Source organism: Agrobacterium sp. 10MFCol1.1, from assembly GCF_000381165.1.
Taxonomy (GTDB): domain Bacteria; phylum Pseudomonadota; class Alphaproteobacteria; order Rhizobiales; family Rhizobiaceae; genus Agrobacterium; species Agrobacterium tumefaciens.
Genome location: NZ_KB906084.1, coordinates 10,910 through 36,734, shown reverse-complemented (window position 1 = coordinate 36,734; position 25,825 = coordinate 10,910). Strand labels below are relative to the sequence as shown.

At 59.0% G+C, this 25,825-nt stretch carries 27 protein-coding genes; 9 read left to right on the top strand and 18 right to left on the bottom strand.

The genetic code is table 11. From position 1 onward, the window contains the following. Nucleotides 1-8 precede the first annotated feature (8 nt). Nucleotides 9-413, bottom strand: a complete 405-nt coding sequence (locus tag F617_RS0124450) for a diacylglycerol kinase (RefSeq protein ID WP_003516084.1) — start codon at nt 411-413, stop codon at nt 9-11. Nucleotides 414-421: 8 nt separating this feature from the next. Next, nucleotides 422-1,456, bottom strand: coding sequence for a nicotinate-nucleotide--dimethylbenzimidazole phosphoribosyltransferase (gene cobT, locus F617_RS0124445; protein ID WP_019567069.1), 1,035 nt, complete (start codon nt 1,454-1,456; stop codon nt 422-424). A gap of 131 nt (nt 1,457-1,587) precedes the next feature. On the opposite strand from cobT, the gene F617_RS0124440 reads away from it, so the two are divergent. From F617_RS0124440 to F617_RS0124430, 3 genes are read left to right on the top strand one after another with little or no spacing between them, the layout of a single operon-like run. Further along, nucleotides 1,588-2,373 carry an adenosylcobinamide-GDP ribazoletransferase gene (locus F617_RS0124440; protein WP_026331052.1) on the top strand — a complete coding sequence of 262 codons (786 nt, stop codon included), beginning with the start codon at nt 1,588-1,590 and terminating at the stop codon, nt 2,371-2,373. A 19-nt stretch (nt 2,374-2,392) separates the two neighbouring features. Then, on the top strand, nt 2,393-2,587 hold the full coding sequence (locus F617_RS0124435) for a DUF1289 domain-containing protein (RefSeq protein ID WP_003516090.1): 195 nt from the start codon (nt 2,393-2,395) through the stop codon (nt 2,585-2,587). Further along, nucleotides 2,584-3,291, top strand: a complete 708-nt coding sequence (locus F617_RS0124430) for a TIGR02281 family clan AA aspartic protease (protein WP_019567067.1) — start codon at nt 2,584-2,586, stop codon at nt 3,289-3,291. The genes F617_RS0124435 and F617_RS0124430 overlap by 4 nt, the downstream gene beginning before the upstream one ends. Before the next feature lie 114 nt (nt 3,292-3,405). Here the strand turns inward: F617_RS0124430 and F617_RS0124425 are convergent, their stop codons facing one another. The 5 genes from F617_RS0124425 to F617_RS0124405 form a co-directional block, all read right to left on the bottom strand. Continuing rightward, a complete protein-coding gene (locus tag F617_RS0124425) occupies nt 3,406-4,167 on the bottom strand; it encodes an ABC transporter permease (RefSeq protein ID WP_003516094.1) in 762 nt (253 codons plus the stop codon). Continuing rightward, nucleotides 4,164-5,090 (bottom strand): ABC transporter ATP-binding protein, encoded by a 927-nt coding sequence (locus F617_RS0124420; RefSeq protein ID WP_019567066.1) that lies wholly within the window; start codon nt 5,088-5,090, stop codon nt 4,164-4,166. The genes F617_RS0124425 and F617_RS0124420 overlap by 4 nt, the downstream gene beginning before the upstream one ends. A 104-nt stretch (nt 5,091-5,194) precedes the next feature. Beyond that, nucleotides 5,195-6,016 carry a sulfite exporter TauE/SafE family protein gene (locus F617_RS0124415; RefSeq protein WP_019567065.1) on the bottom strand — a complete coding sequence of 274 codons (822 nt, stop codon included), beginning with the start codon at nt 6,014-6,016 and terminating at the stop codon, nt 5,195-5,197. A 401-nt stretch (nt 6,017-6,417) separates the two neighbouring features. Next, nucleotides 6,418-7,686: an extensin family protein gene (locus F617_RS0124410; RefSeq protein WP_019567064.1), complete on the bottom strand. Its 1,269-nt coding sequence runs from the start codon at nt 7,684-7,686 to the stop codon at nt 6,418-6,420. A 304-nt stretch (nt 7,687-7,990) separates the two neighbouring features. Beyond that, nucleotides 7,991-9,805: a methyl-accepting chemotaxis protein gene (locus F617_RS0124405; protein ID WP_013636425.1), complete on the bottom strand. Its 1,815-nt coding sequence runs from the start codon at nt 9,803-9,805 to the stop codon at nt 7,991-7,993. Nucleotides 9,806-10,056: 251 nt separating this feature from the next. On the opposite strand from F617_RS0124405, the gene F617_RS0124400 reads away from it, so the two are divergent. After that, a complete protein-coding gene (locus F617_RS0124400) occupies nt 10,057-10,371 on the top strand; it encodes a DUF1883 domain-containing protein (protein ID WP_003516101.1) in 315 nt (104 codons plus the stop codon). A gap of 81 nt (nt 10,372-10,452) precedes the next feature. On the opposite strand, the gene F617_RS0124395 is transcribed toward F617_RS0124400, so the two are convergent. Continuing rightward, nucleotides 10,453-11,769, bottom strand: a complete 1,317-nt coding sequence (locus F617_RS0124395) for a replication-associated recombination protein A (protein ID WP_019567062.1) — start codon at nt 11,767-11,769, stop codon at nt 10,453-10,455. Then, a complete protein-coding gene (locus F617_RS0124390; RefSeq protein WP_019567061.1) occupies nt 11,766-13,172 on the bottom strand; it encodes a DegQ family serine endoprotease in 1,407 nt (468 codons plus the stop codon). Before F617_RS0124390 ends, F617_RS0124395 begins: the two co-directional genes overlap by 4 nt. A 174-nt stretch (nt 13,173-13,346) precedes the next feature. Here F617_RS0124390 and F617_RS0124385 point away from each other — a divergent pair, with 174 nt between their 5' ends. Then, nucleotides 13,347-13,700 (top strand): lysozyme inhibitor LprI family protein, encoded by a 354-nt coding sequence (locus tag F617_RS0124385; protein WP_019567060.1) that lies wholly within the window; start codon nt 13,347-13,349, stop codon nt 13,698-13,700. A 3-nt stretch (nt 13,701-13,703) separates the two neighbouring features. Here F617_RS0124385 and F617_RS0124380 read toward each other — a convergent pair whose 3' ends face one another. Both F617_RS0124380 and ilvD read right to left on the bottom strand, forming a co-directional pair. Further along, nucleotides 13,704-14,705 (bottom strand): serine hydrolase, encoded by a 1,002-nt coding sequence (locus F617_RS0124380; protein WP_019567059.1) that lies wholly within the window; start codon nt 14,703-14,705, stop codon nt 13,704-13,706. A 265-nt stretch (nt 14,706-14,970) separates the two neighbouring features. Continuing rightward, the gene (gene ilvD / locus F617_RS0124375; protein ID WP_013636431.1) at nt 14,971-16,806 is read right to left on the bottom strand and encodes a dihydroxy-acid dehydratase; all 1,836 of its coding nucleotides are present in this window, start codon (nt 16,804-16,806) and stop codon (nt 14,971-14,973) included. A gap of 312 nt (nt 16,807-17,118) precedes the next feature. Between ilvD and msrP the strand changes: the two genes are divergently transcribed. Further along, entirely contained in the window at nt 17,119-18,060 is a 942-nt protein-coding gene (gene msrP, locus F617_RS0124370) for a protein-methionine-sulfoxide reductase catalytic subunit MsrP (RefSeq protein WP_019567057.1), read from the top strand. Between the two features lie 2 nt (nt 18,061-18,062). Then, the gene (msrQ, locus tag F617_RS0124365) at nt 18,063-18,710 is read left to right on the top strand and encodes a protein-methionine-sulfoxide reductase heme-binding subunit MsrQ (RefSeq protein WP_003516113.1); all 648 of its coding nucleotides are present in this window, start codon (nt 18,063-18,065) and stop codon (nt 18,708-18,710) included. Here the strand turns inward: msrQ and F617_RS0124360 are convergent. Further along, nucleotides 18,664-19,092, bottom strand: coding sequence for a DUF2809 domain-containing protein (locus tag F617_RS0124360; protein ID WP_019567056.1), 429 nt, complete (start codon nt 19,090-19,092; stop codon nt 18,664-18,666). The two genes, msrQ and F617_RS0124360, sit on opposite strands and share 47 nt — an antisense overlap. Nucleotides 19,093-19,149: 57 nt before the next feature. On the opposite strand from F617_RS0124360, the gene F617_RS0124355 reads away from it, so the two are divergent. Together F617_RS0124355 and F617_RS0124350 are read left to right on the top strand one after the other, a co-directional pair. Further along, nucleotides 19,150-20,022 carry a DUF817 domain-containing protein gene (locus F617_RS0124355; RefSeq protein WP_019567055.1) on the top strand — a complete coding sequence of 291 codons (873 nt, stop codon included), beginning with the start codon at nt 19,150-19,152 and terminating at the stop codon, nt 20,020-20,022. A 218-nt stretch (nt 20,023-20,240) separates the two neighbouring features. Continuing rightward, the gene (locus tag F617_RS0124350) at nt 20,241-20,564 is read left to right on the top strand and encodes a hypothetical protein (RefSeq protein ID WP_003516119.1); all 324 of its coding nucleotides are present in this window, start codon (nt 20,241-20,243) and stop codon (nt 20,562-20,564) included. A 79-nt stretch (nt 20,565-20,643) separates the two neighbouring features. On the opposite strand, the gene rplQ is transcribed toward F617_RS0124350, so the two are convergent. The 6 genes from rplQ to secY form a co-directional block, all read right to left on the bottom strand. Next, the gene (rplQ, locus tag F617_RS0124345) at nt 20,644-21,069 is read right to left on the bottom strand and encodes a 50S ribosomal protein L17 (RefSeq protein ID WP_003495230.1); all 426 of its coding nucleotides are present in this window, start codon (nt 21,067-21,069) and stop codon (nt 20,644-20,646) included. Between the two features lie 118 nt (nt 21,070-21,187). After that, nucleotides 21,188-22,198: a DNA-directed RNA polymerase subunit alpha gene (locus F617_RS0124340; protein WP_003516121.1), complete on the bottom strand. Its 1,011-nt coding sequence runs from the start codon at nt 22,196-22,198 to the stop codon at nt 21,188-21,190. A 195-nt stretch (nt 22,199-22,393) separates the two neighbouring features. Further along, nucleotides 22,394-22,783 (bottom strand): 30S ribosomal protein S11, encoded by a 390-nt coding sequence (rpsK, locus tag F617_RS0124335; protein ID WP_003495225.1) that lies wholly within the window; start codon nt 22,781-22,783, stop codon nt 22,394-22,396. A 138-nt stretch (nt 22,784-22,921) separates the two neighbouring features. Continuing rightward, complete coding sequence (rpsM, locus tag F617_RS0124330; protein ID WP_003516122.1) at nt 22,922-23,290, bottom strand: 30S ribosomal protein S13; 369 nt, start codon at nt 23,288-23,290, stop codon at nt 22,922-22,924. A 307-nt stretch (nt 23,291-23,597) separates the two neighbouring features. Next, nucleotides 23,598-24,188: an adenylate kinase gene (locus tag F617_RS0124320; RefSeq protein WP_003516123.1), complete on the bottom strand. Its 591-nt coding sequence runs from the start codon at nt 24,186-24,188 to the stop codon at nt 23,598-23,600. Beyond that, on the bottom strand, nt 24,185-25,525 hold the full coding sequence (gene secY, locus F617_RS0124315) for a preprotein translocase subunit SecY (protein WP_019567052.1): 1,341 nt from the start codon (nt 25,523-25,525) through the stop codon (nt 24,185-24,187). The genes F617_RS0124320 and secY overlap by 4 nt, the downstream gene beginning before the upstream one ends. Nucleotides 25,526-25,825 lie beyond the last annotated feature (300 nt).

Below are 25,825 nucleotides of genomic sequence, written 5' to 3'. Positions count from 1 at the left end.
TCTGCCGTTCAGAAGAACAGCGTCGTCACCAGCGAATAAAGCACGAAAAATCCGTTTGCCGTCAAAAGGCAGAAGACGGCGAAGGAACCGAGATCCTTGGCGTGCCGCCCGACGGAAGAAATTTCCGGCGAGATGCGATCCACCAACTCCTCAATCGCGGTATTGAGCGCCTCGACCGCGAACAAAAGCAGCATCAGCACCGTAAAGACGAGAAGATGCGCAAACGGCGCGCGGGCGACCAGAAGCAGGGCAAGGCCGACGCCGAAGGCGAGAACCTCGTGCCGGAACGCCGCTTCCTGCCACAGCCGTCCAAGCCCCTGCAAGGAATAGCGGGCAGCGGCAAAAAGATGCCGCCATCCCTTTTCCTTACGGAAGGCAGGTTCCGGTTGCTTCTTCTGCGGCGTTGCGTCCATCTTTGGCCTCAATGCTCAGTGTAGGAATGGGTACCAGTATCGACACCGGCAGCTTCGAAAGTCGCCATGCCGGAATGGCAGGCGGCGGCAGCCTTGACGATGCCGGCGGCCAAAGCGGCACCCGTGCCCTCGCCAAGCCGCATGCCCAGCGCCAGCAGCGGCGTCTTGCCAAGTTTCTCGACGGCAGCCAGGTGGCCCGGTTCACCGGAGACATGGCCGATCAGGCAATGGTCAAGCGCCGAAGGATTGGCAGCCTTCAGAAGTGCTGCAGCGGCAGTCGCCACATAACCGTCGATCAGCACAGGAATGCGCTGCACGCGCGCGGCAAGGATGGCGCCGGCAATCGCCGCAATTTCGCGTCCGCCGAGACGGCGCATGATTTCGAGCGGATCGGACAGATGGTCCTTGTGGAACTCGACGGCAGCCTTCACCGCCGCGATCTTGCGCGCCATGACCTCGCCTTCGGAGCCGGTACCGGGACCGGTCCATTCTTCAGCCGTACCGCCATAGAGCGCCAGATTGATCGCCGCTGCGATGGTCGTGTTGCCGATGCCCATTTCGCCAACGCAGAGAAGGTCGGTACCGCCAGCAATCGCCTCCATGCCGAAGGCCATGGTGGCGGCGCAATCGCGCTCGGAAAGGGCAGGCTCGCAGGTGATGTCGCCGGTCGGGTAGTCAAGTGCCAGATCGAAAATCTTCAGACCGAGATCGTTGGTGACGCAAATCTGGTTGATCGCCGCACCGCCTGCCGCAAAATTCTCCACCATCTGCTGCGTCACGGATGTCGGATAGGGCGTGATGCCGTGCCGGGTGACGCCATGATTACCGGCGAAAATCGCCACCAGCGGACGGGTGACGGCGGGCGAGCGACCCGACCATGCGGCAAGCCACATGGCGATTTCTTCCAGCCGACCGAGCGAACCGGCCGGTTTCGTCAGTTGCGCATTGCGCTCCTTGGCCGCGACCAGCGCATGCGTATCCGGGCCGGGAAGCTCGCGCAGCAGCGCGCGGAAATCGTCGAAGGGCAATCCGCTCATGCTCATGGTATCTGTCTTTCTCGTCGTCGGGTTGGCGGAAACTTGTGTTTTCCGGCAAATCGGTCTTTGTTGCGCCTCTCATAATCGCGGACGCGCCGCGGAACAACCGGAAATGCAAGCACAGCAGCGGAGAGAGCATGAAGGCCGGGGATTTTATAACAGATGTCATGCATTCCGTTGCCTTTCTCAGCCGCCTGCCGGTCTCATCGCGCTTCTTCGGTGAAGGTGACGGTCCATCGATGCGCCGGACAGCACGCGCTTTTCCCGCCGCGGGCCTCCTGATCGCCCTGCCCGCTGCTGTCCTCGTGGTGGCATTAGCGAAGTTCGACGCCTCACCGCAGCTCACCGGCTGGCTTGCCATCGCCGTCACCGCGCTCATAACAGGTGCGTTGCACGAAGACGGCTTGGCGGATATGGCCGATGGCTTCGGCAGCGGCAAGCACAAGCCGAAAACGCTTGAGATCATGAAGGACAGTCGCATCGGCAGCTATGGCACGATCGCCATGGTCCTGTCCTTTGCACTGCGCGCCACGGCACTCGCATCGCTTATAGAAACCCTGCCTGCCAAGACCGCCGCCGGCTGCCTGATTGCCGCGCTGGTGGTGAGCCGCGCCCTGATGGTATGGCACTGGCAGTCAATGCCCGCCGCCAAAACCTCCGGCATCGCCGCCGGCGCCGGCCAACCCGGGGAAAGCGAGCGCAACATCGCGCTCGCAACAGGGTTGCTGCTGCTCGTGCTTTTCACGCTGCATGCCCTGCCCTTTGTGTCTATCGTAGTCGTTCTGGCGGCTGCCTGCCTCGCGACGATGCTGTTCGGCAGGCTCTGTGTCAGCAAGATCGGCGGCCACACCGGCGACACAATCGGCGCCAGCCAGCAGATCACGGAGATCGTTACTCTCATCGCTCTTGCCCTTGCGACGTGACAGACTGATATAGATCCCCATGGAAACACCCTGCATTCATATCTGCTCCCTCGACGCCACAAACACCCTCTGTATCGGTTGCGGACGCACGCTGGACGAGATCGGCGGCTGGGCGACCTATAGCGACGAAAAGCGCCGCATGATCATGCAGGCGCTTCCCGAAAGACTGGCAAAAACAGGCAAGGACACCTCCAGGGAGACGCACACCGCATGAACAGGCTGACTTTCGTTCTTCTCTTGCTGACCGTGGGTCTCGGCCTGCTTCTCGTCAATCACGACAGCGGCCGCACCTTCGGCATCGACAACGAAAAATTCGGGCAGATCGTCTATCTCCTGCCGATTGCGGGCTTGCTATCAGTCGGCATTCTGGCGGGAAGCCGCGGCAGCTTCGCAAGCGTTGTCCGGCAACTCGCCATCTGGCTCGTGATTATCCTCGGCCTCGTATCCGTCTATCTCTATCGCTACGACCTGCAATCCTTCGCCGACCGGCTGCTGGGTGGCCTGATGCCCGGCCGCGCGGTGGTGGTGACGACCGCTGGCGGCGAACAGGAGATCATACTGCACAAATCGATGAGCGGCCATTTCGAGGCGAATGTCAGCATTGAAGGCAAAACCATCCACATGCTGGTCGATACCGGCGCGAGCTCCGTGGTGCTGGCCAATGCCGATGCCGCCGCCATCGGCATCGACACCACGAAACTGCGCTACACCGTGCCGGTGATGACCGCGAACGGCCGCACGGCGGCAGCGCCCGTCACCCTGTCCGAGATCGGCATCGGCCCGATCGCGCGGAGCAACATCCCCGCCCTCGTCGCGCAGGATGGCCAACTGGGCCAGAGCCTGCTCGGCATGAGCTTCCTGTCGACGCTTGGTTCGATGCAGATGCAGACCGATGAGTTGAGATTGCGAGACAGGTAAAACCTGCCGGGCAGACAGTTCCTGCTCGCGATCAAAAATAACGTCTCGCTATCCGAATACGAAAACGCCCGGTGCAAACCGGGCGTATCACATTCACGGCAAACCTCTTTCCGGTCAGTTGCGCAGCCGGTAACCGGTCTTGAACATCCAGCCGACGACGCCGAGGCAGAGTGCGAGGAACAGCGTGATCATCGCCAGGCTGATGACGGGATTGACGTCGGCGATCTCGTAGAAGCTCCAGCGGAAACCGCTGATGAGGTAGAGCACCGGGTTGAAATGACTGACCGTCTGCCAGAAGGGCGGCAGCATGTCGATGGAGTAGAAGCTGCCGCCAAGGAATGTCAGAGGCGGCACCACCAGCATCGGGATGAGGTTCAGCTGCTCGAAATTCGTGGCCCAGATGCCGATGATGAAGCCGAACAGGCTGAAGCTCACCGCCGTCAGCACAAAGAACAGGATCATCATGAACGGATGGGCGATGGTGATATCCACGAAGAAGGAGGCCGTTATCAGGATGATCGTACCGATCATCAGCCCCTTGGTCGCCGCCGCCCCGACATAACCGGCAACAATTTCCGTCATCGCCACTGGCGCAGACAATATCTCGTAGACCGTGCCGGTGAATTTCGGAAAATAGATGCCGAAAGAGCCGTTGCTGATGCATTGCGTCAAAAGCGTCAGCATGATCAGGCCGGGCGTTATGAACGCGCCATAGGAAACCCCGCCAACCTCCTGAATCCTTGACCCGATCGCCGTTCCGAAAACGATGAAATAGAGAGAGGTGGAAATGACCGGCGACACGACACTCTGCAACAGGGTGCGGCGGGTGCGCGCCATTTCGAACAGGTAGATGGACTTGACAGCTTCGAAATTCATTTCTGGTCTCCTACCAGCGAGACGAAAATATCCTCAAGAGAGCTTTGACGTGTCGAAATATCCTTGAAATGGATGTTGGCACCGGAAAGCGCGGTCAGCAGATCGGCAATGCGCCCCTGCTCGCCGTTATCCTCGATCTCGTAGGTGATGGTGTTGCGGTCATCCGAGAGCGAAAGGCCGAAAGATGAGAGACTGTCCGGCAACGCCTCCACCGGCTGCGAAAGTTCAAGGAAAAGCTGCTTGCGGCCGAGCTTCTTCATCAGCGCGGTCTTTTCTTCCACCAGCAACAATTGGCCGCCATTGATGACACCCACCCGATCGGCGATCTCTTCCGCCTCCTCGATGTAATGCGTGGTCAAAATGATTGTGACGCCCTTGGAGCGCAGCTCGGAAACGACATTCCACATGTCGCGGCGCAAGGTAACATCCACACCCGCCGTCGGCTCGTCGAGGAAGAGGACCTTCGGTTCGTGCGCAAGCGCCTTGGCGATCAGCACGCGTCGCTTCATGCCGCCGGAAAGCTCCCGCAACATATTGTCCTTCTTGTCCCAGAGCGACAGCGATTTCAGGACGCGCTCGATCAGTTCCGGGTTCTTCTTCTGCCCATGCAGACCACGCGAGAAGCTGACGGTGTTCCACACGGTCTCGAACTGGTCTGTCGTCAGTTCCTGTGGCACAAGGCCGATCAGGGCACGCGTCTGGCGAAAATCCTTCACCACATCATATCCGCCAACGAGAACCGAGCCTTCACCCGGATTGACAAGCCCGCAGATGATAGAGATCAGCGTCGTCTTGCCGGCTCCGTTGGGCCCGAGAAGAGCAAGGATTTCCCCCTCTCTGATATCGAGGCTGACACCTTTGAGCGCCTGAAAGCCATTTGAGTAGGATTTGGTCAGATTCCGTATCGAAACAATGGCATTCATCGCGAATCTTTCGAAAAAACGAGTAAGATGCACGCCATATAGGCCGTACAACCCGCAATTGCCAGCCCAACGGCCTGAACACTGCATTCGGCGGGGAGGGAAAATCAGCTGTAGACGCTGTAGAAAAACTGGGCCGCGACGAAGACCAGAAACACCCCGAAGGCCCGCTCCAGCTGCTTCTTGCTGAGTGCATGCGCCAGCCGCGCGCCATAGGGCGCGACGACAAGCGTGATGGGGATCAGCAGCGCGACGGCGATCCAGTTGATGAAGCCGGTGGAAAAAGGCGGCAGACCTGCATCACCACAGCCGGCCCAGATATAGCCGAGGAGACCCGGCAGCGAAATAAGCACTCCGACACCGGAGGATGTGGCAACCGCCTGATGGATGGTGCGTCCGTAAAGCGTCATGAAAGTATTGTTCATCACCCCGCCGCCCACACCCATCAGGCCAGACAGAAGGCCGATGCCGGTGCCGACCAGAAAGCGGACCGGGTTTTTCGGCAGGTCTGAACCGAGATGCCAGCTCGCCCGGTTGAAGATCATCCGGAAAGCGAGCGCAAGCGCAATGAAAGCGAAGATCAGCCGCAGGGCGACGCTCGAGGCATGCGCAGCCACCACAGATGCGAGGATGGTGCCGAGCGGCACGGCGACGATCCAGCCCTTCAGGAGATCGATATCAACGGCACCTTTCTGTTGATGCGTCAGGAAGGAACGAATGGAGGTCGGCACGATGATGGCAAGCGAAGTGCCAAGCGACAGATGCATGCGCACCGCCTCCGGCACATCCAGAAGCCCGAACACATGGTAGAACACCGGCACCAGCACAGCACCGCCGCCAATGCCGAACAGCCCCGCCAGAAGTCCAGCGACCACGCCCGCGGCCGCAAGCGCCGAAGCAAAGATCAGTATCTCTGAAACTGGGGGCATGAAAGCAGGCTCCCGGGGGCCGTTGTCACAAACATGTGACGCTCATAGCGTATCAGAAAAGGGCGGCAAGCCATGTTGGCCGCAGGTCAGTACGGCGCGATGTTTTTTGCCGGATATCCGCACCGGATGGACCGTTTTATGGGATTTCTTCCCATTGCATGCCCTTGCAAAGACGCCGATATCCCCCGATTTAGGCAGTCTTCTTCAACCGGCCTTAGGGCCGGTCTTTTTTTGGGCGGCTAGCACCAAACCCAACAGGCCCAAATTGTAATGTGGCCACATCCCCCACTCCGTCATTCCGGGTAGCGCCGGGACGGACGGGAAGTTACGGGTCGACGTGACGCACCACAACTAATGCCTCACGCCTATCGTCATGCACCACCGTGTCGTCTCGTCGCCCCCTAGTCGCAATGCCTGTAACCGGACTTGCGGGTGCGCAGGTCGAAGTGGAAATGGTTCCAGTGGTTGGGATCGCTGCCCGGCCCGAGAACCGTGGAGAAATATTTGCAGCTATCGGACCTCACTGCCTTCAGCAGCGCCTTTTCCCGGAAGGCGAAGAAGTTCTTGCTGCGGACGTCGATCTCCTTGCCGTTGTTCAGCGTTATGGTGCCGATATCGATGGCGTTGCCGCGCGCATGTTCGGACCATGGATTGCTGGAGCGCGAATTCATCTTGCGGCAGGAATAACCGCCCATGGGCGTGATGCGCCCGACGCCTGAGAGGTAACGGAAGCGGGAGGACGGCACGAGTTCGAACTTTACCCATTTGGCGAAGGCAAGCGTGACCTGGCAATTGAGCTTCACTGCCGGGCGGATGGCAACGCCGCTGGCAAGCCCGCTGAGTTCGATCGGATAGTCGATACCGCAGGTCGGACCATCTGCAATGCGCGCAACATCGCGGAAGGCGACGCCGAGACGGCGCAGCTCGGAGCGACAGGCCACTTCCGAGGATGGCATGACGCCGGGCGGCATAGCCGAGCGGTTGCTTTGCAATCCGTCGCGGGCCATCGGATCATTGGGCATCAGCATGGCGACCTCCTCCACCGGCTGGCGGCGGGAAGAAGACCCCGGCGGCGGTGGCGGTATCAACCGCGACTGACCCGCACTTTGTTGCCGGCGAGCCGGAGAAACGGCAACCGGATTGTCGGTGCCGATGCCGTCCACCACCGGCTGGGCGGAAGCGCCTTCGGCAATATCGGCATCCTGCTCTTCCGCAAGTCCGCGAACCGGCTCCACGCCCAGCATGGAATCCATGTTCACCCCGCCCTCGCCTTCGGCGATCTGATTTGCGGCGCCCTGCTGGTTGGGCATGGCTGGGGAGGCCATACTTTGGCCGTTCGCGGCCATCCGCGCCTGATGCTGGCCATCCAGCGTGGAATAGCCCTGGCCGCGCTGTGGCGATTGCAGCAGGGGATCCTGCGAGGCATAAGGCTCCGGCATCGGCTGCGACACGGCTGCGGGATAATTGGTGGCCTGCCCGGTCCGCTCGGCCTGATAGACCGCACCCGGCGGCGCGCTGTAGCCTTGCTGCCGCGACGACCGGATGGCGCCGACACGTGTCGTGCCGTCAACCTCGGCCGGCGGCACAAGGCCCTCCGCCGAACACGACACCATGACCGTGGAAATCATCAACAACGTCACAAGACGACGCGGAAGGGAAACATACGCCATACGAGAACCTGTACCTTCAGCGGCCGCTACCCGCGGCAATACAGGTAAATTTTAAAGAAACGGGGTAAACGAATCCTTATTGGTTGGGAGAAATAACGAACCGGGCTGTTCCGTGAAGCGAGAAATGCGGAAGCCTCGAGCGAAATCATACCAAAGGTGTCAGCAAAGCTCCGCAAACCAACGCCTCTCACGATGCAGACACACCACGGGTCCGGCACGACGGAGGAGAGGTTGTCTCACTTCCTCGAAACAGAAAGGGCGCAGCCAAAGCCGCGCCCTGTAAACTATCTCAAGCGGATAAAAATCAAGCCGCCCGCGAAACCTCGCGCCCTGCCCCATGCCCGAGTTCGAAACGGGACAGCAGCGCGCGGAGCTGCCGGCTTTCTTCGGCCAGCGTCTGGCTGGCCGCCGTCGTCTCTTCCACCATGGCGGCGTTCTGTTGGGTCATCTGGTCCATGTGGTTGACGGAGGTGTTGATCTCCTGCAGGCCGGTGGCCTGTTCCCGCGCCGCCGTGGCGATGGAATTGACATGGCCGTCGACCCGGTTGACCAGCGTCACGATCTCATCCAGCGCATCGCCCGTGGAGCGAACGAGTGCGACACCGCCGCCGACCTCTTCCGCGGAACGATTGATAAGGGTCTTGATCTCCTTGGCGGCATTGGCAGAGCGTTGCGCGAGTTCGCGAACCTCCTGCGCCACCACGGCAAAACCGCGTCCCGCTTCGCCTGCCCTTGCGGCCTCGACACCGGCATTCAGCGCCAGAAGGTTGGTCTGGAACGCGATTTCGTCGATGACGGAAATGATCTGCCCGATGCGCCGCGAAGATTCCTCAATACGGCCCATCGCATCGACGGCATTACGCACGATCTCGCCCGAGCGGCCTGCGCTCGTTTTTGTATCCTGCACCATTTGTCGGGCCTCGTTCGCCCGTTCGGAAGCGGTGCGCACCGTCGCGGTGATTTCGTCAAGAGCCGCCGCCGTCTCCTCCAGCGCCGCTGCCTGCTGCTCTGTCCGGCGCGAAAGATTGCCGGTCGCACCGCTGATGTCAGATGCGCTATCGTTGACGACATGGCCGGTTCTGGCGATCGCCTCGATCGCCCCATGCAGCGCGCCGACGGCGCGGTTGAAATCCATGCGCAGCTTTTCATATTCGCCGCCGATATCGGCAAGCTCGACGGTCAGATCGCCATTGGCGAGTGCTTCCAGCGAACTGCCGAGCTCGTTCATGGCATGAGCCTGACGCTCGGATGCGGAGCGCAACGCCATCTCGTTGCCATGCCGCGCCTCCTCCAGCGCCCGCTGCTGCCCCGCCTCGCGGGCCTGCAAGGCGCTGCGCTCATTGACGCTGTCACGCAGCACCAGCAACGTCTTGGCAATGGCGCCGATTTCGTTGCGACGGTCGGCGAATTCGATTTCCGCCTCGCCGTCACCATCAGCGATCCGCTTCATACTCTGCCGGATGCGATCGATAGGCCGTGTCACGCTGCGCACGACGGCTGCAGCCACGCCGATCACCAGAAGGCCGGACAGAACACACACTGCGATGTTGAAATAGGCATTGCTCCAGAAAACCGCCTCAAGATCGTCGACATAAACGCCAGTGCCGACAATCCATCCCCAGGGCGCGAAACCGGCGACATGGGAAAATTTCTCGACTGGGTCCGGCGCGCCGGGCTTGGGCCAATAATAATCGACAAAGCCCTGGCCGCCCGCCTTCACCGTATTGACGAATTCGACGAACAGCGCCTTGCCGTTCGGATCCTTGTTGGCAGTGAGATCGCTGCCGTTCATCTCGGGCTTGATCGGATGCATCACCATCTTGGGATGCATGTCGTTGATCCAAAAATAGCCGCTGCCGTTGCCATAGCGCATCGCCGCAATCGTGGTCTTGGCTTGTTGCTGCGCAGCCTCACGCGTCAGGGTGCCACCCTGCTCCAGCCGGTAATATTGCTCAAGAATGGCGACAGCCGTTTCGTTCATGGATGCGAGTCCCGCTTTACGCTCGCGTTCCATCTCATGAAAAGTCTCGAACAGGCTGAATGTAAGTGCCGCAGTCAATATTGCCAGAAACAATGCAACGAGCGCATAAAGGCGCATAGATATCGTGACGTTTTTCATATTCCCCCCAACGCCGCTGACGGCACTTCGACCAGCGTATGTTAGAGTTAAAAAATTTATTATAACTGAATACGCTTATTATACGTTAGTATTATTCCAGACCTCCTCCTCCCAACCCGCCAATACTCTCCACGGCCCTTCAAAGCCGGCGCAGCGACCCGAAATTCTACAGGGTGCTGCCGTTTTAAAGAGCTCGTTAACCCTGACGTCCTATCCTCTTTTGCCAAAATACAGGTACAGGGAGACGCGCAATGTCACGGCCGAATTTCCGCTTTACACACTATGACCTGAAGGAATTGCGGGCTGGGACGACCATTGAGGTGTCCCTTTCGGCCGTCAACAATGTACGGCTTATGACAGGCGCAAACTTCCAGCGTTTCACCGAATTGCTCGATTTCAAATATCTCGGCGGCGTCGCGAAAAAATCGCCGATCCGCATCAGCATTCCCGAGACCTTGCACTGGCATCTGGTGATCGATGCCGAAGGGCACAGTGGTCTGGCGGAATCCTCGGTCAAGATGCTGCCTGCCCCGTCGCAGGTCATGCAGCACCGGAAGGCATCCTGATTTCCCTTTGGAAACAGTTGGATGGCGCGTTTTTACGACTCACTTTGGCAAGCGCCTGATTCTTTTTGTGAAGAAAGCTTTTTAACGCGAACCGCGCTCGCGGCGCAGCTTCGCCCACCAGTCGAGACGCTTGCGGATGTCCCGCTCGAAACCCCTGTCGGGCGGATCGTAAAACGTCTTGCGCCCCATTTTTTCCGGAAAATAGTCCTGTCCCGAAAAGGCATCCGGCTCGTCATGGTCGTAACGGTAACCGTCACCATAACCCTCGCCCTTCATCAGCTTTGTGGGCGCGTTCAGAATATGTTTTGGCGGCACCAGCGAGCCGTTTTCCTTGGCCGCCCGCATCGCCGATTTGAAGGCTGTATAAACGGCATTCGATTTCGGCGCGGTGGCGAGATAGACGCAGGCCTGCGCCAGCGCCAGTTCGCCTTCCGGTGACCCCAGATAATCATAGGCGTCCTTGGCGGCATTGCAGACGGCAAGCGCCTGCGGATCGGCAAGGCCGATATCCTCCACCGCCATGCGCACCAGCCGCCTCCCGATAAAGAGCGGGTCTTCGCCGGCATCGAACATGCGGCAGAGATAATAAAGCGCCGCATCCGGGTCCGAACCGCGCACCGATTTATGCAGCGCGGAAATCAGATTGTAGTGGCCGTCCTGTCCCTTGTCGTAAACCGGCGCGCGCCGCTGCACGATGCGCGTCAGCCCTTCGGTATCGAAAGTCTCGTCCTTGCGCGCCGCACGCCAGACCTCTTCGGCAAGCGTCAGCACGGCGCGGCCATCGCCATCGGCCATCCGGATCAGGCTGACACGCGCCTCCTCGGTCAGCGGCAGAGGCTTGCCCTCCGCCTCTTCGGCGCGCTTCAAAAGCTCGCCCAGGCTCTCCTCGTCATGCGAACCGAACGTGAGGACACGCGCCCGCGACAAAAGAGCGGCATTCAGTTCAAAGGACGGGTTTTCGGTGGTTGCACCCACAAGAATGATGGTGCCGTCTTCCATGACCGGCAGGAAGCTGTCCTGCTGGGCACGGTTGAAACGATGGATCTCGTCAACAAAAAGCAGCGTCTGCCGGCCGTTCATCCGGCGTGTGCGTGCTGCCTCGAAAACCTTCTTGAGATCGGCAACACCGGAAAAAATCGCCGAAATCTGTTCGAAAGCCAGCCCGGCCTCGCCCGAAAGCAGACGGGCGACCGTCGTCTTGCCGGTACCGGGCGGTCCCCAGAAGATCATCGATCCGAGTGAGCCGCTATCGATCATACGGCGCAGCACGCCCTCTTCACCCGTCAGATGCGGCTGCCCGGTCACCTCCGCCAGCGTCTTCGGACGCAGGCGGTCGGCAAGAGGCCGCCGGTTGGCGACCTCGACAGGCACCTGTGGGGCAAAGAGGTCATCGCTCATCGCAGGAACTGCCGGATGCGTTGACCGTCACGCAGGATTTCCACCCGCCAGAAGCCGGGATTGTCATCCAGCGCCTTTTCGACCGCAGCCGTGGAGCCGATATCCGAGCCGTTCAGCGACAGGATGACATCCTTCGGCTGGAAACCGACCCGATAGGCCGGCGAACCGCGCTTCACATCGGTGACGACGACGCCGGTCACCTGCGAAGGCATGCGCAGTTCATCCGCAAGCTTCGGCGAGAGATTGGCGACAGTCGCGCCCGCCAGGGGATTGCGTCCCTCCAGCAGGCGTTCATCACGCGGCGCGGTTTCCGGCGCCGTGTCGAGCGCAATGGTCACCTTCTTCTCTTTGCCCTTCTCCACCAGCGTCAATTCGGCAGACTTGCCGATGCCAGCAGTCGTGAGGCGATAACCGAGTGCATCGGGATGCTCCACCTCCAAACTGTTGACCGCCGTTACGACCTGCCCCGGCTCGATGCCAGCCTTCTCCGCCGGGCCACCCTTGACGACGCTGACGACGAGCGCACCGCGCGCGCGGTGCAGGCCAAGCGCCTCGGCGACATCGGAGGTGACTGGATCGAAGGTCGCGCCGATATAGGGCCGCTGGAAGTTCGCGTCGCCACGCTCGGCGGCGGCAACGAAAACGCGGACCAGATTGGCGGGAATGGCAAAACCGATGCCGTTCGACCCGCCGCCCTTGGAGAAGATGGCAGTATTGATGCCGATCAACTCACCCGCCATGTTCATCAGCGCACCGCCGGAATTGCCGGGGTTGATGGAGGCGTCGGTCTGGATGAAGAAGCCGAAATCGCCCTGCGTCACCTGGTTGCGCGCCAGGCCCGAGACGATGCCGCTCGTTACCGTCTGGCCGACACCGAAGGGGTTGCCGATGGCAAGCACGAGATCGCCGACTTCAATGGCATCCGAATTGCCAAGCGAAAGCACCGGAAACTGTTCCTTCGCATCGATCTGCAGAATGGCAAGATCGACCCGGTCGTCCTTCAGCAGCACCTTGGAGGAGAATTCACGCCCATCCGCCAGCGCCACCTTGATGTCGTCGGCGCCATCGATGACGTGATTATTGGTCACCACGAGGCCGCCGGCCGTCACGATCACACCCGATCCGAGCGAGGACTGTTTCTCCGTGCGGTTCGGCATCTGCTGGCCGAAGAATTGTTCGAAGAACGGGTCGCCGGCAAAGGGCGACGAGCGCCGCTGCACGATGCGTTCGGCATAGACATTCACCACAGCGCCCGCGGTACGCTTGACCAGCGGCGCGAAGGAAAGCTGCATTTCCATGTGGCTTGCGGGCACGGTCTTGTTGTCCTGCGCCTGCGCTCCGACCGGAACGAGAAGCAGCGCCGCAAGACAGCCGGTGGACAGATACTTCAGCACGCTCTGCATGTGATTCCTCATCCTCATCAGTATGATGGAGTTATAACGTGAAAGCCTATAAAGCAAAGCGCGGCAAGATGATGGCCGATCTTTTTCATGCGATGACCGGCTTGTGCAGGTGGAACCAACAGCACCCCATTTCGGTTTCACCCACACGAGCCTGTCCTCAAAATGAGACGACCCATGCACATGAAACAGACAATCCTTGCCTCCGGCATCCTCCTCGCCTGCGCTTCACTGGGTTCGCCCGCCAACGCCGCCAGCTTCGATTGCACGAAGCCGGATCTGGCCGCGGATGAAAAGGCGATCTGCGACAACCGCGCCCTCAACGATCAGGACGTGAAGATGGTCACCACCTTCGACATCCTGACACAACTCATGGCGATGGGCGCACGCGACACCTTGCGTGAAGAACAGAGCCAATGGTTGAAAAAGCGCCAGGAATGCAATGCGGATGTCGCCTGCATCACAAGTGCCTATGAGGAGCGCATGAAACGGCTCGGGGAAGCTTTCCAGAGCATAAACAGACCGCTCTGATTTTCACGCAACGCGAATGATATTCTCCATCAGCCCATGCAATTGATCGCGATAACCGGTTCTCGCGGAAGGCGCATCCTCACGGGACGTCATAACCACCGAAAGCCGTTTGGCGGGGACGATATAGAGCATCTGCCCGCCATAGCCCCAGGCATAATAAACCGTCTCGCCCGCCATCTCCTTGATGAACCAGTAATAGCCGTAACCATCGCCGTTGAAGACGGAATTGGTGCGTTGCTGCCAGGATTGATCGATCCAGTTCTGCGAAATCAAACGCTCGCCGCCTGGCGTTACCCCGCCCAGCCGGTAAAGCTCGCCGAAAGCCAGCAGCGACCGCGCCGTCATCGCCATCTGGTTGCCGCCGAGATAGATGCCCTGCGGGTCGCGCTCCCAGCCACCGATTGAGAAGCCCTCCAGCGGCCGGAACCAGTCGCGCGCCAGCGACAGCGTCGAACGGCCGGATGCCTTGGTCAAAATCGCCGAAAGCAGATGCGTGGAACCGGTGGAGTAAAGCATGCCACCGCCCGGCTCTCCGGCAAAACCCGACCCCAGCGCCATTCGCACCCAGTTGCGGCTGGCGACCCAGCGGCCGTAGTTCGGGCCGGACATTCGTTCCAGACCGGACTGCATGGAAAGCAGGTTGCCGATGGTCACCCTTTCCAGACGCGCATCGGGGTTCGGCGGAAAATCGCTGCGCAGGATCGTGGCAATCGGCTGATCCGCCCCGGCCAATATCTTGCGGTCGATCGCCATGCCGACCAGCGCGGAAATGACCGATTTCGAGGCCGACTTGATGTTGGTGGAACCCATAAGGCTGGCGCCGTGATAGGCACGGCTGGCCACCTCCTCGCCGTCAATACTGACGATGACGGCTTTCAGGCTCGAAAGCCCATCCGCCTCGTTGAGCAATGGACTGAAGCGGGCGCCATTGCCGGGTGTTTGCCCGTGGGCAAGGCGGGCGAAAGGCAGGGATGCGATAAGGCCGAGTGCGGTTCGTCTTTTCATGGTGCTGAAGTTAGGCATCGCGGCGCGTTGGAAAAGGGCAAGTGACGGAACATCACTCCAATGTGACTGCCGGCATGGAGGGTGGACGGCCGGATGGCTTAGAATTTGCGGTGCAGAAACAGCGTGTTGCGCGAGCTTGGAGAATCAAGCTCTGAGGCAATTGAATCTGTTTCTTAACGACGCACGTAATCTGGGTCCGAACAAGAAAAAGCCGCTCAGAAGAGCGGCTCAGGCTGCCTGCCAATGTAGGCCCCTGCCCGCCAGATTACTCCGGCAAAATCCGAACAGCACCCTTGTCGGCACTGGACGCAAAAGCCGCATAGGCCTTCAGCGCTGTCGTGACGTTGCGCTTGCGGAACTCCGCAGGCTTCCAGCCGAGCTGATCCTGCTCGGCGCGGCGGGCTGCCAGTTCCGCATCCGTAACTTTGAGGTTGATCGTGCGGTTGGGAATATCGATCTCAATCAAGTCGCCTTGACGCACGAGGCCGATAGCGCCGCCCTGCGCCGCTTCCGGCGAGGCATGGCCGATGGACAGGCCGGATGTGCCGCCCGAAAAACGTCCGTCGGTGATCAGCGCGCAGGCTTTGCCGAGGCCCTTGGACTTGAGGTAGCTGGTGGGATAGAGCATTTCCTGCATTCCGGGGCCGCCCTTCGGTCCTTCGTAACGAATGACGACGACATCACCTGCCTTGACCTCGTTGGAAAGAATACCCTTCACCGCCGCGTCCTGGCTTTCGTAAACAACCGCCGGACCGCTGAATTTCAGGATGGATTCGTCGACACCCGCCGTCTTCACGATGCAGCCATCAAGAGCGATGTTGCCATAAAGCACGGCCAGACCGCCATCCTTGGAGAAAGGCTTTTCAACCGAGCGGATAACGCCGTTTTCACCGTCCGTATCCAGATCGTCCCAGCGCGACGACTGGCTGAAGGCCACCTGCGTCGGCACGCCGCCGGGGGCAGCCTTGAAGAACTGCCGCACGGTTTCGCTGTTGGTGCGGGTGATGTCCCAACGGTCGATGGCGTCGCCCAGCGTCGCCTCGTGCACCGTGTAGGTATCGCGATTAAGGAGACCGCCACGATCCAGCTCACCGAGAATGCGCATGATGCCGCCGGCGCGGTGAACGTCTTCCATGTGCACGTCCTGCTTGGCAGGCGCGACCTTGGAAAGGCAGGGAACCTTGCGGGAAAGACGGTCGATGTCTTCCATGCCGAAATCGACACCGCCCTCATGCGCTGCCGCCAGAATATGCAGCACCGTGTTGGTGGAACCGCCCATGGCGATATCCAGCGACATGGCGTTTTCAAACGCAGCCTTGTTGGCAATGGTGCGCGGCAGAACGGTCTCGTCGTCCTGCTCGTAATAACGGCGCGCCAGATCGACGATCAGGTGACCGGCCTCGACGAACAAGCGTTTGCGGTCCGAATGGGTGGCAAGCGTCGAACCGTTGCCGGGCAATGAAAGGCCGAGCGCCTCGGTCAGACAGTTCATGGAATTGGCAGTGAACATGCCGGAACAGGAACCGCATGTCGGGCAAGCGGAACGCTCGATGATCTTGACGTCCTCATCGGAAATCTTGTCATCGGCAGCTGCGACCATGGCGTCAACCAGATCGAGCGCGACCGTCTTGCCATGCAGAACGACCTTGCCCGCTTCCATCGGACCACCGGAAACGAATACGGCGGGAATGTTGAGGCGCATCGCCGCATTCAGCATACCGGGGGTGATCTTGTCGCAGTTGGAGATGCAAACCATCGCGTCGGCGCAATGGGCATTGACCATGTATTCGACCGAGTCAGCGATGATTTCGCGAGACGGCAGCGAATAAAGCATGCCGTCATGTCCCATGGCGATGCCGTCATCAACAGCGATGGTGTTGAATTCCTTGGCGACGCCGCCGGCCGCTTCGATTTCACGCGCAACGAGCTGGCCGAGATCCTTCAGATGCACATGGCCCGGCACAAACTGCGTGAAGGAATTGACCACCGCGATGATGGGCTTGCCGAAATCGCTGTCCTTCATGCCGGTGGCGCGCCATAGGCCGCGCGCGCCCGCCATGTTGCGGCCGTGGGTTGTCGTTCTGGAGCGATAGACTGGCATGGTGTTTTCCTCGATCTCTTGGGCAGAAGAGCGCATTCCCGCACAGCGGTCAAAATGCCCTCGCCCTATTTTGCGGTTTTTCTAGCGCAAACTGTAAGCCCTGTCACTGTCACCTTCGAGCAAAACAGTACGGTTCGGTACGGTACGCCCGGTTTGAATGTTGCAATTCGCGCGACCTGTCATCACAAATGCGCGATTTTTGCCGCCCGGCCGCTGTTTTTGCGCAGAGTGCTGAAACATATCTGTGCAGCGGCCGTATAGCCTATCATAATCGATTTATCGCCGATGCACCCGGCTTTTGTGGAGGTTGAAATGCCCGCCTATCGTCCGCCCCTCATCCCGGCACGAGAAATCACGCCGAAGAATATCTACCTCTCGAGACGTGGCTTCCTGGGCACGGCGGCGGGGCTTGCGGCAATCGGGCTTTCCGGCCGCGAGGCTGTCGCCACTCCGCTTGCTGCCAAAGCAGGCGCCTACAAGCTGGACGAGAAGCTCACCCCGCTCGATGCCGTCACCAGCTACAATAATTTCTATGAGTTCGGAGTGGGCAAATCCGACCCGAAGGAAAATTCCGGCAAGTTCAAGCCCAACCCGTGGACGGTAAAGGTGGATGGCCTTGTCTCCAAACCACAGGAATTCGGCATCGAAGAGCTGATGAAATATCAGCTAGAGGAGCGCACCTATCGCATGCGCTGCGTCGAGGGCTGGTCGATGGTCATTCCGTGGATCGGTTTCCCTCTCGCCGCACTTCTCGACAAGGTGGAGCCACTCGGCAGCGCGAAATACGTGTCCTTCGAAACCGTGGTGCGGCCGGAGGAAATGCCGGGCCAGAGCGGCCTGTTCCAGCCTCTGTCCTGGCCCTATGTCGAGGGTCTGCGCCTAGATGAGGCCCGCCATCCTCTGACCATTCTTGCCGTCGGACTATACGGCGAAACCCTGCCGAACCAGAATGGCGCGCCCATTCGCCTCGTCGTTCCCTGGAAATACGGCTTCAAGGGCATCAAATCCATCGTCCGTATTTCGCTTGTCGAGAAACAGCCGGAAACGACGTGGAAAAACTCCAACGCCCGCGAATACGGTTTCTATTCCAACGTCAATCCGCATGTGGACCATCCGCGCTGGAGCCAGGCGACGGAACAGCGAATCGGCGAAGGCGGCTTTTTCGGCACCCAGAACCGCCCTACCCTGATGTTCAACGGCTATGACGAGGTGGCAAGCCTCTATACCGGCCTCGATCTAAAGGCGAATTACTGATCATGGCCCTCGCCTTTTCGCTTCCCTCACTGCCGAAGCGTTACCAGCCGGCAGCCATCTGGTCGCTTTATGTCATCGGCCTCTGTCCCGGCCTCTGGTATTTTTACCTCGCCGCAACCGGCGGCCTCGGCTTCAACCCAGTCAAGGATTTCGAGCACCTGCTCGGCATCTGGGCCCTGCGCTTTCTGTGCCTAGGCCTGCTGGTGACGCCGCTGCGCGATCTCTTCAACATAAACCTCATCGCCTATCGCCGGGCGTTGGGACTGATCGCCTTCTATTACGTGCTGGCACATTTCAGCGTCTATCTGGTTCTGGATCGCGGCCTGGTCTTCAGCTCCATCGCCGCTGATATTCTCAAGCGGCCCTATATCATGTTCGGCATGGCGGGGCTCGTCATGCTGCTGCCGCTCGCGCTCACCTCCAACCGCTGGTCGATCCGCAAGCTCGGCAGCCGCTGGAACACGCTGCACAAGCTCGTCTATCTCGTGCTCATCGTCGGCGTACTGCATTTCGTGCTGGCGCGAAAATCGATCACTCTCGAGCCGGTGTTTTATATTAGTACGATGGTGGTGTTGCTCGGGTATCGGCTGGTGCGGCCCTCGATCATGGCGGCGAAGAGGGCAAGGCGCGCAAGCCCCGTCCGGACGTAAAGGACGCCACCGCGATCCCGCCGATATAACAGACGATATTCCACACCGAGAAAACGCGGCCGAGCAGCAAAGCTCCGGCCGCCGTTGCGCGAAACGCGTCCAGCGCCGGGAAATGAACGAGCCGAATCAATTCCACGAAGACGACGGCGATGACGGCGATGTGAACCTCGTAACCGTACCAGCGGGACGGAAGGATGGCCGCCAGCAGCAGATATACCATCGCCCCCCAGAGCACGGATCCGCCATATTTTACCGCCACGAACGGCAATCCCACCTCGTAGCCGAACGCCCGCAAGCAAAGACCGCCAATGATCACCATCATGGCCGCCGCCAAAAGCCGGATGCGGGCAAAATAAGGCGGGGAAAGGCGTGACGGACCCATGCGAGTTCCTTCCGGTTTTCGTATGAAAATTTAACAGATACAAATCGAGGCGCGAACATGAGCACAGCAACAGGCCCAGCCGCAACCCGCCTCTCGGTTTTGGACAATCTTCTGTGCGATACCTATCCTTGGGGCGAACTCAAGGGCATCAGGCGCTTTGTCATCGAATTTCTCTATTTCGGCATCAAGGAAGCCCGTGCCTGCCTGTTTGCGGGATTGTTCTTCATTTCCATCTTCGTGGTGCCGCATGATGGGGTATTTGGCATTCCGCGTTATGACGTGCTGCTGATCGTCGCGCTCGGCATCCAGTTCTTCATGATCTGGAGCAGGCTGGAAACGCTTGACGAGGCCAAGGCCATCCTGCTGTTCCATATCGTCGGCTTCGCGCTTGAGGTGTTCAAAACGTCAAGCGCCATCCAGTCCTGGTCCTACCCCGACTTCGCCTATAGCAAGGTCCTCGGCGTGCCGCTCTTTTCCGGCTTCATGTACGCCGCCGTCGGCAGCTACATCATCCAGGCGTGGCGCCTGCTGGATGTGCGCATTCGCAATTATCCCACCTATTGGATGGCAACGCTCATCGGCATCGCCATCTACGCCAACTTCTTCACCCACCACTTTATCGGTGACTACCGCTGGTACATCGCCGCCTGCGCCATCGGCCTCTATTCCCGCGCAACGGTGGTCTACCGTCCCTATGATCGGGATCGAAAGATGCCGCTGCTTCTCTCCTTCGTCCTGATAGGGTTTTTCGTCTGGCTCGCGGAAAACATCTCCACATTCTTCGGTATCTGGAAATATCCCGATCAGATCGGCGCCTGGTCCGTGGTGCATATCGGCAAGTGGAGTTCGTGGTCGCTGCTGGTCATCATGACGTTTACGATTGTCGCGCAACTCAAGCACATCAAGGCCCGTATACACGTTCCGGAGTGAAGCGAGCGCTTTCCAAGCATCGTTAAAAAATACGATTGCAGGACATCGAGCCGATAGAGAGCAATAACTTAGATATCATTAAGTAAATCCTGCCAAAAATCTATCGAGCGATATACAAGACAAGCGAAAATTACGAAGTTGGCGTATTTATTGTTCACGGCGCCAGCCGCCCTAATGGCTTCTATGTTGATACAGCTTACCCTTGGAACGCCGATATTGTGAAAAAGACCATTACACCCGCACCCGTATTCCTGAAATTTACAGGCTATATGATCCAAGACTTCGAAATGTTCGAAAGCTTGGATGGCGTCTTACTTTTAGGTTTGTATCACTTAACTAAAAAGGAGCGGAATGAGCTCAATACATTCCTTGCATCCCTGTTGCGCTCTGATGTTTCAGATAGCTTGATTGGAGATCTTTGGAACACATCCAATGCTGAATTTGGTGCCGAAGGTAAGGGAATTAGATGGCTTCTCAACCGGACCGTCGAGTTGATCGAAGGTGACGACGGCACTGACGGTTACTATCTGCGTCGTTCATGACTATTCTTTTGGAAAATAAAAAAGCCGGGTGATCTCTCACCCGGCTTTTTAATTCACGACGCCTGAACGGCGTCAGACCTTACGCAGCTTCAGCAGCAGCAGCTTCCGCAGCAACGCGAGCCTTGTCGGCTGCGCCCTTGGCGTCAACGTCACGCTCGACGAATTCAACAACGGCCAGAGCCGCGTTGTCGCCCTGGCGGAAGCCAGCCTTCATGATGCGCAGGTAGCCGCCGTTGCGGGTTGCGTAACGCGAAGCGATTGCGTCGAACAGCTTGCGAACAGCGTCCTGATCCTTGATCTGCGAGATCGCCTGACGACGAGCGTGCAGGTCGCCGCGCTTGCCAAGCGTCACGAGACGCTCGACGATCGGACGGATTTCCTTCGCCTTAGGAAGGGTGGTGACGATCTGCTCATGGGTGATGAGCGAAGCAGCCATGTTGGCAAACATTGCCTTGCGGTGGCTGGCGGTTCTATTGAGCTTGCGGCCTGAATTACCGTGGCGCATTGCTATTCTCCTTCTACGCAGGTGCCTTCTCTAAGGCCTGCCGTTTCCTGGCACATGCAGATGACTTATCTGCTGTTTGACGGGGAAAGGCAGTCTTTAAGGTCTGCCTTCTTGTTTGTTAGTATTGGTCTTCGTAACGCTTGGCGAGATCTTCGATGTTCTCAGGCGGCCATGCCGGTACTTCCATACCGAGGTGCAGACCCATGGAAGCGAGAACTTCCTTGATTTCGTTCAGCGACTTGCGACCAAAGTTCGGCGTGCGAAGCATTTCGGCTTCGGTCTTCTGGATCAGGTCGCCGATATAGACGATGTTGTCGTTCTTCAGGCAGTTTGCCGAACGAACGGACAGTTCCAGCTCGTCGACCTTCTTGAGAAGCGCCGGGTTGAACGCGAGTTCGGTAACCGATTCTTCTTCTGCTTCCTTCTGCGGCTCGTCGAAGTTGACGAAGACGCCGAGCTGGTCCTGAAGAATGCGAGCGGCGAAGGCAACGGCGTCTTCGCCGGAAACCGAACCGTTGGTCTCGATCGTCATGATCAGCTTGTCATAGTCGAGAACCTGACCTTCACGGGTGTTTTCCACCTTGTAGGACACTTTCTTGACCGGAGAATACAGGCTGTCCACCGGAATGAGGCCAATTGGGGCATCTTCCGCGCGGTTGCGCTCAGCCGGTACGTAACCCTTGCCGTTGTTGACGGTGAATTCCATGCGGATTTCAGCGCCTTCGTCCAGCGTGCAGATCACGTGGTCGGGGTTCAGGATCTCGATGTCGCCAACCGTCTGGATGTCACCAGCGGTTACCGAACCCGGACCCTGCTTGCGCACGACCATGCGCTTGGAATCGTCACCATCCATCTTGATGGCGATTTCCTTGATGTTGAGCACGATATCCGTCACATCTTCCCGAACGCCGGGGATGGAGGAGAATTCGTGCAGGACACCGTCGATCTGCACGGCCGTAACAGCGGCACCACGCAGAGAAGACAACAGAACGCGACGCAGCGCGTTGCCGAGAGTAAGACCGAAACCACGCTCCAGCGGCTCGGCAACGAGCGTTGCCTTGGTGCGGCTGGACGAGGTGAACTCGACCTTGTTCGGCTTGATAAGTTCCTGCCAGTTCTTCTGAATCATCTTTAAACCTTCCGTTCGCCGCCACCATCCAATCGTGACGGACCGAGCATGAAAACACTGAGAGGAACCTAATTCCGCGGTTCATCAGTGGGTTCTTGAGCGCAAGTCCGTCGATCGAAATCGACGCGCACACGCCAGATACACGAAAATTCCGCCAGACCGAAGGAAAGGCGGAATTTCCGAACCACGGTCGCGTCAGACGCGGCGCTTCTTGCGCGGACGGCAACCGTTGTGCGGGATCGGCGTCACGTCGCGAATGGAAGTGATCATGAAACCGGCAGCCTGCAGAGCGCGAAGTGCCGATTCACGGCCGGAACCCGGACCGCAAACTTCAACTTCAAGCGACTTCATGCCGTGTTCCTGAGCCTTCTTCGCGCAATCTTCAGCAGCGATCTGGGCAGCAAACGGGGTCGACTTGCGCGAACCCTTGAAGCCCTTGGCACCAGCGGACGACCAGGCAATAGCATTGCCCTGTGCGTCGGTGATGGTGATCATCGTGTTGTTGAAGGTCGAGTTGACATGCGCGACGCCCGACGTGATATTTTTACGTTCGCGACGGCGAACGCGTGCGGCTTCCTTGGCCATTTTATACCTTTCATTGATCTCTTCACCGCCGTAACACCAGCGGCTACACCGGCGATCGACCCGTTTCCGAGCTTCACGCCAAACTCAGAAAGGCTGGCGCAGACCGCACCAGCCTCTCCTTTCCGGAGAACCGGAAAATTACTTCTTCTTACCAGCGATAGCCTTCGCCGGACCCTTACGGGTGCGGGCGTTGGTGTGCGTGCGCTGACCGCGGACCGGAAGGCCACGACGGTGACGCAGGCCGCGGTAGCAGCCGAGGTCCATCAGACGCTTGATGTTCATCGAGGTCTCGCGACGAAGATCGCCTTCGACCTGATAGTCGCGGTCGATGGCTTCGCGGATCTGAAGAACTTCAGCATCCGTAAGCTGATGAACGCGCTTGTCAGCCGGAAGACCGACCTTGTCCATGATTTCCTGCGCGAATTTCGGACCAATCCCGTGAATATACGTCAGCGCAATAACAACGCGCTTTGCAGTCGGGATGTTGACGCCAGCGATACGTGCCACGTCTTTTCTCCTTGGTTCCAGTTGCCATCCGGCAAGTGGTGATTCCATTCGAGCGGCCGACACGACCGCCAGTTCAAAATTGATGTCCGTGACAAGTCAAAACGACCGAACCCGGATTTCCCTCCCTTAAGGGAAATCCGCGCCAGTCGCTTGGGATGTCGCGAGTTGGCGCGGTGTTTAACGGAATCAGCGCTAAAAAGCAACCGGCTCCGCCAAGATTCTTTTGCGATCCAAAGGATACGCCGTATCAGGAGCACAGGATTTGCCGGGAAAACCGCCTGCGGTTTTCACCATCCCGCTCCAACCATCAGGCCGAGGCCTTTTCCAGAACCCGTTCGATGGCCGCGGTGACGGCATCGACATCAGCCATGCCATCCAGTGTCACAAGTTCACCCTGCTCGCTGTAATATTGCGACAGCGGCGCAGTCTTCTCGCGATACTCCGTCAACCGCTTGCGGAAGGCTTCCGGATTGTCGTCGGAACGAACCGTGCCACCGGCAGCGATGGTCTCTGCAACGCGATTTTCGATTCGGCGAATCAGCGCCTCCTCGTCCACCTTCAGTTCGATGACGGCATCGAGGGCAACGTTCTTCTTGTGCATGTTCTCGGCAAGCGCCTTGGCCTGCGGAACGGTGCGCGGATAGCCATCGAGAATGAAACCCTTGGCACAGTCCGGAGCTTCGATGCGTTCGGAAACGATCTGATTGACGATATCGTCGGAAACCAGCCCGCCGGCGTCCATGACGGCCTTGGCGCGCTTGCCTATTTCCGTGCCCGCGCTAACCGCAGCGCGAAGCATGTCACCGGTGGAAAGCTGCGGGATCCCGTACTTGTCAGTCAGGCGTTTGGCCTGGGTTCCCTTGCCCGCACCCGGCGGACCTAAAAATATCAGTCTCATCGTCCCCTCTTTCCTCCACGCAACTTCGACTTCTTGATCAGTCCTTCATACTGCTGCGCGATCAGGTGTCCCTGAATTTGCGCAACCGTGTCCAGAGTTACACTGACAACGATCAAAAGCGAAGTACCACCAAGGGCTAATGGAATGCCCGTACGTGCGATAAGTGTCTCAGGAAGGATACACACGAAGACAAGATAAACAGCGCCGACAACCGTGATACGGGTCAGAACGTAATCGATGTACTCCGCGGTGCGCTCGCCCGGACGAATGCCCGGAATGAAGCCACCGTGCTTCTTGAGGTTATCGGCCGTGTCCTTCGGATTGAAGACGATAGCCGTGTAGAAAAATGCAAAGAACGCGATGAGCAGGCCGTAGAGCGCCATGAACAGCGGCTGTCCATGCTGCAACGACGCGATGATCGAGGTTGCCCAGCCCGGCAGGTTGGTGTTTCCGGCAAAACCGGCAGCCGTCGCAGGCAGAAGCAGCAGCGAGGATGCGAAGATCGCGGGAATAACGCCAGCCGTGTTGAGCTTCAGCGGCAGATGCGAGGTATCGCCCTGGAACATCCGGTTGCCGACCTGGCGTTTCGGATATTGTATCAGTAGACGGCGCTGGGCGCGCTCCACGAAAACGATCAGCGCGATGACGCCAATTGCTACGACAACGACCATGAGTATGAGCGTCGTCGACAGCGCACCGGTGCGGCCGAGTTCCAGCGTGCCGGCAAGTGCCTTGGGCAGACCTGCGGCAATACCGGCAAAGATGATGAGCGAAATACCGTTGCCGATGCCGCGCGAGGTAATCTGTTCGCCAAGCCACATCAGGAACATCGTGCCGCCGAGCAGCGTGATGACGGTGGAAATACGGAAGAACAGGCCAGGATCGACCACGAGGCCGTTGCCGCTCTCAAGGCCGACAGCGATGCCGTAGGCCTGCAGGGTGCCAAGCAGTACCGTGCCGTAGCGCGTGTACTGGTTGATGATCTTGCGTCCGGCTTCGCCTTCCTTCTTCAACGCTTCGAGCGAAGGCACGACCGAGGTCATGAGCTGCACGATGATCGAAGCGGAGATGTAAGGCATGATGCCGAGGGCGAAGATCGCCATACGCTCGACTGCGCCACCCGCAAACATGTTGAAAAGACCGAGAATACCGTTGGCCTGGCCACGGAAGGCCTGTGCATAGGCTTCGGGGTTCAGACCCGGAAGCGGAATGTGGGTACCAAGACGGTAGACGAGAAGTGCGGCAAGAGTAAACCAGAGACGCTTTTTCAGATCCTCCGCCTTAGCGAAGGTCGAAAAATTCAGGTTCGAAGCCAGTTGTTCCGCTGCTGAAGCCATAAATTTCTCCGAATGACCCTTGCCGGCCAGCGAAACCGGCCAATGCGGAAAGGTCTAAAAATACCGGTTCAAAAACGGGCTTCGGACGAACACGGCGTTGCGCCGCCATCATGCCTCACCCTGTTTTTTTATGTCCTATCCCCTCCCTCAAGGAAGTTCAAGAACTGTGAGGCTCTCCCTGCGGCACTTTATGCCGCATGTGGCGCGCATAACAGCTGCACCGCGAAGAGTTTGCCGTGATGCCACAATAAATCGATTTAAATCGAGAGCACCATAAGCCAGGGAGCGCAAACGCCCGGA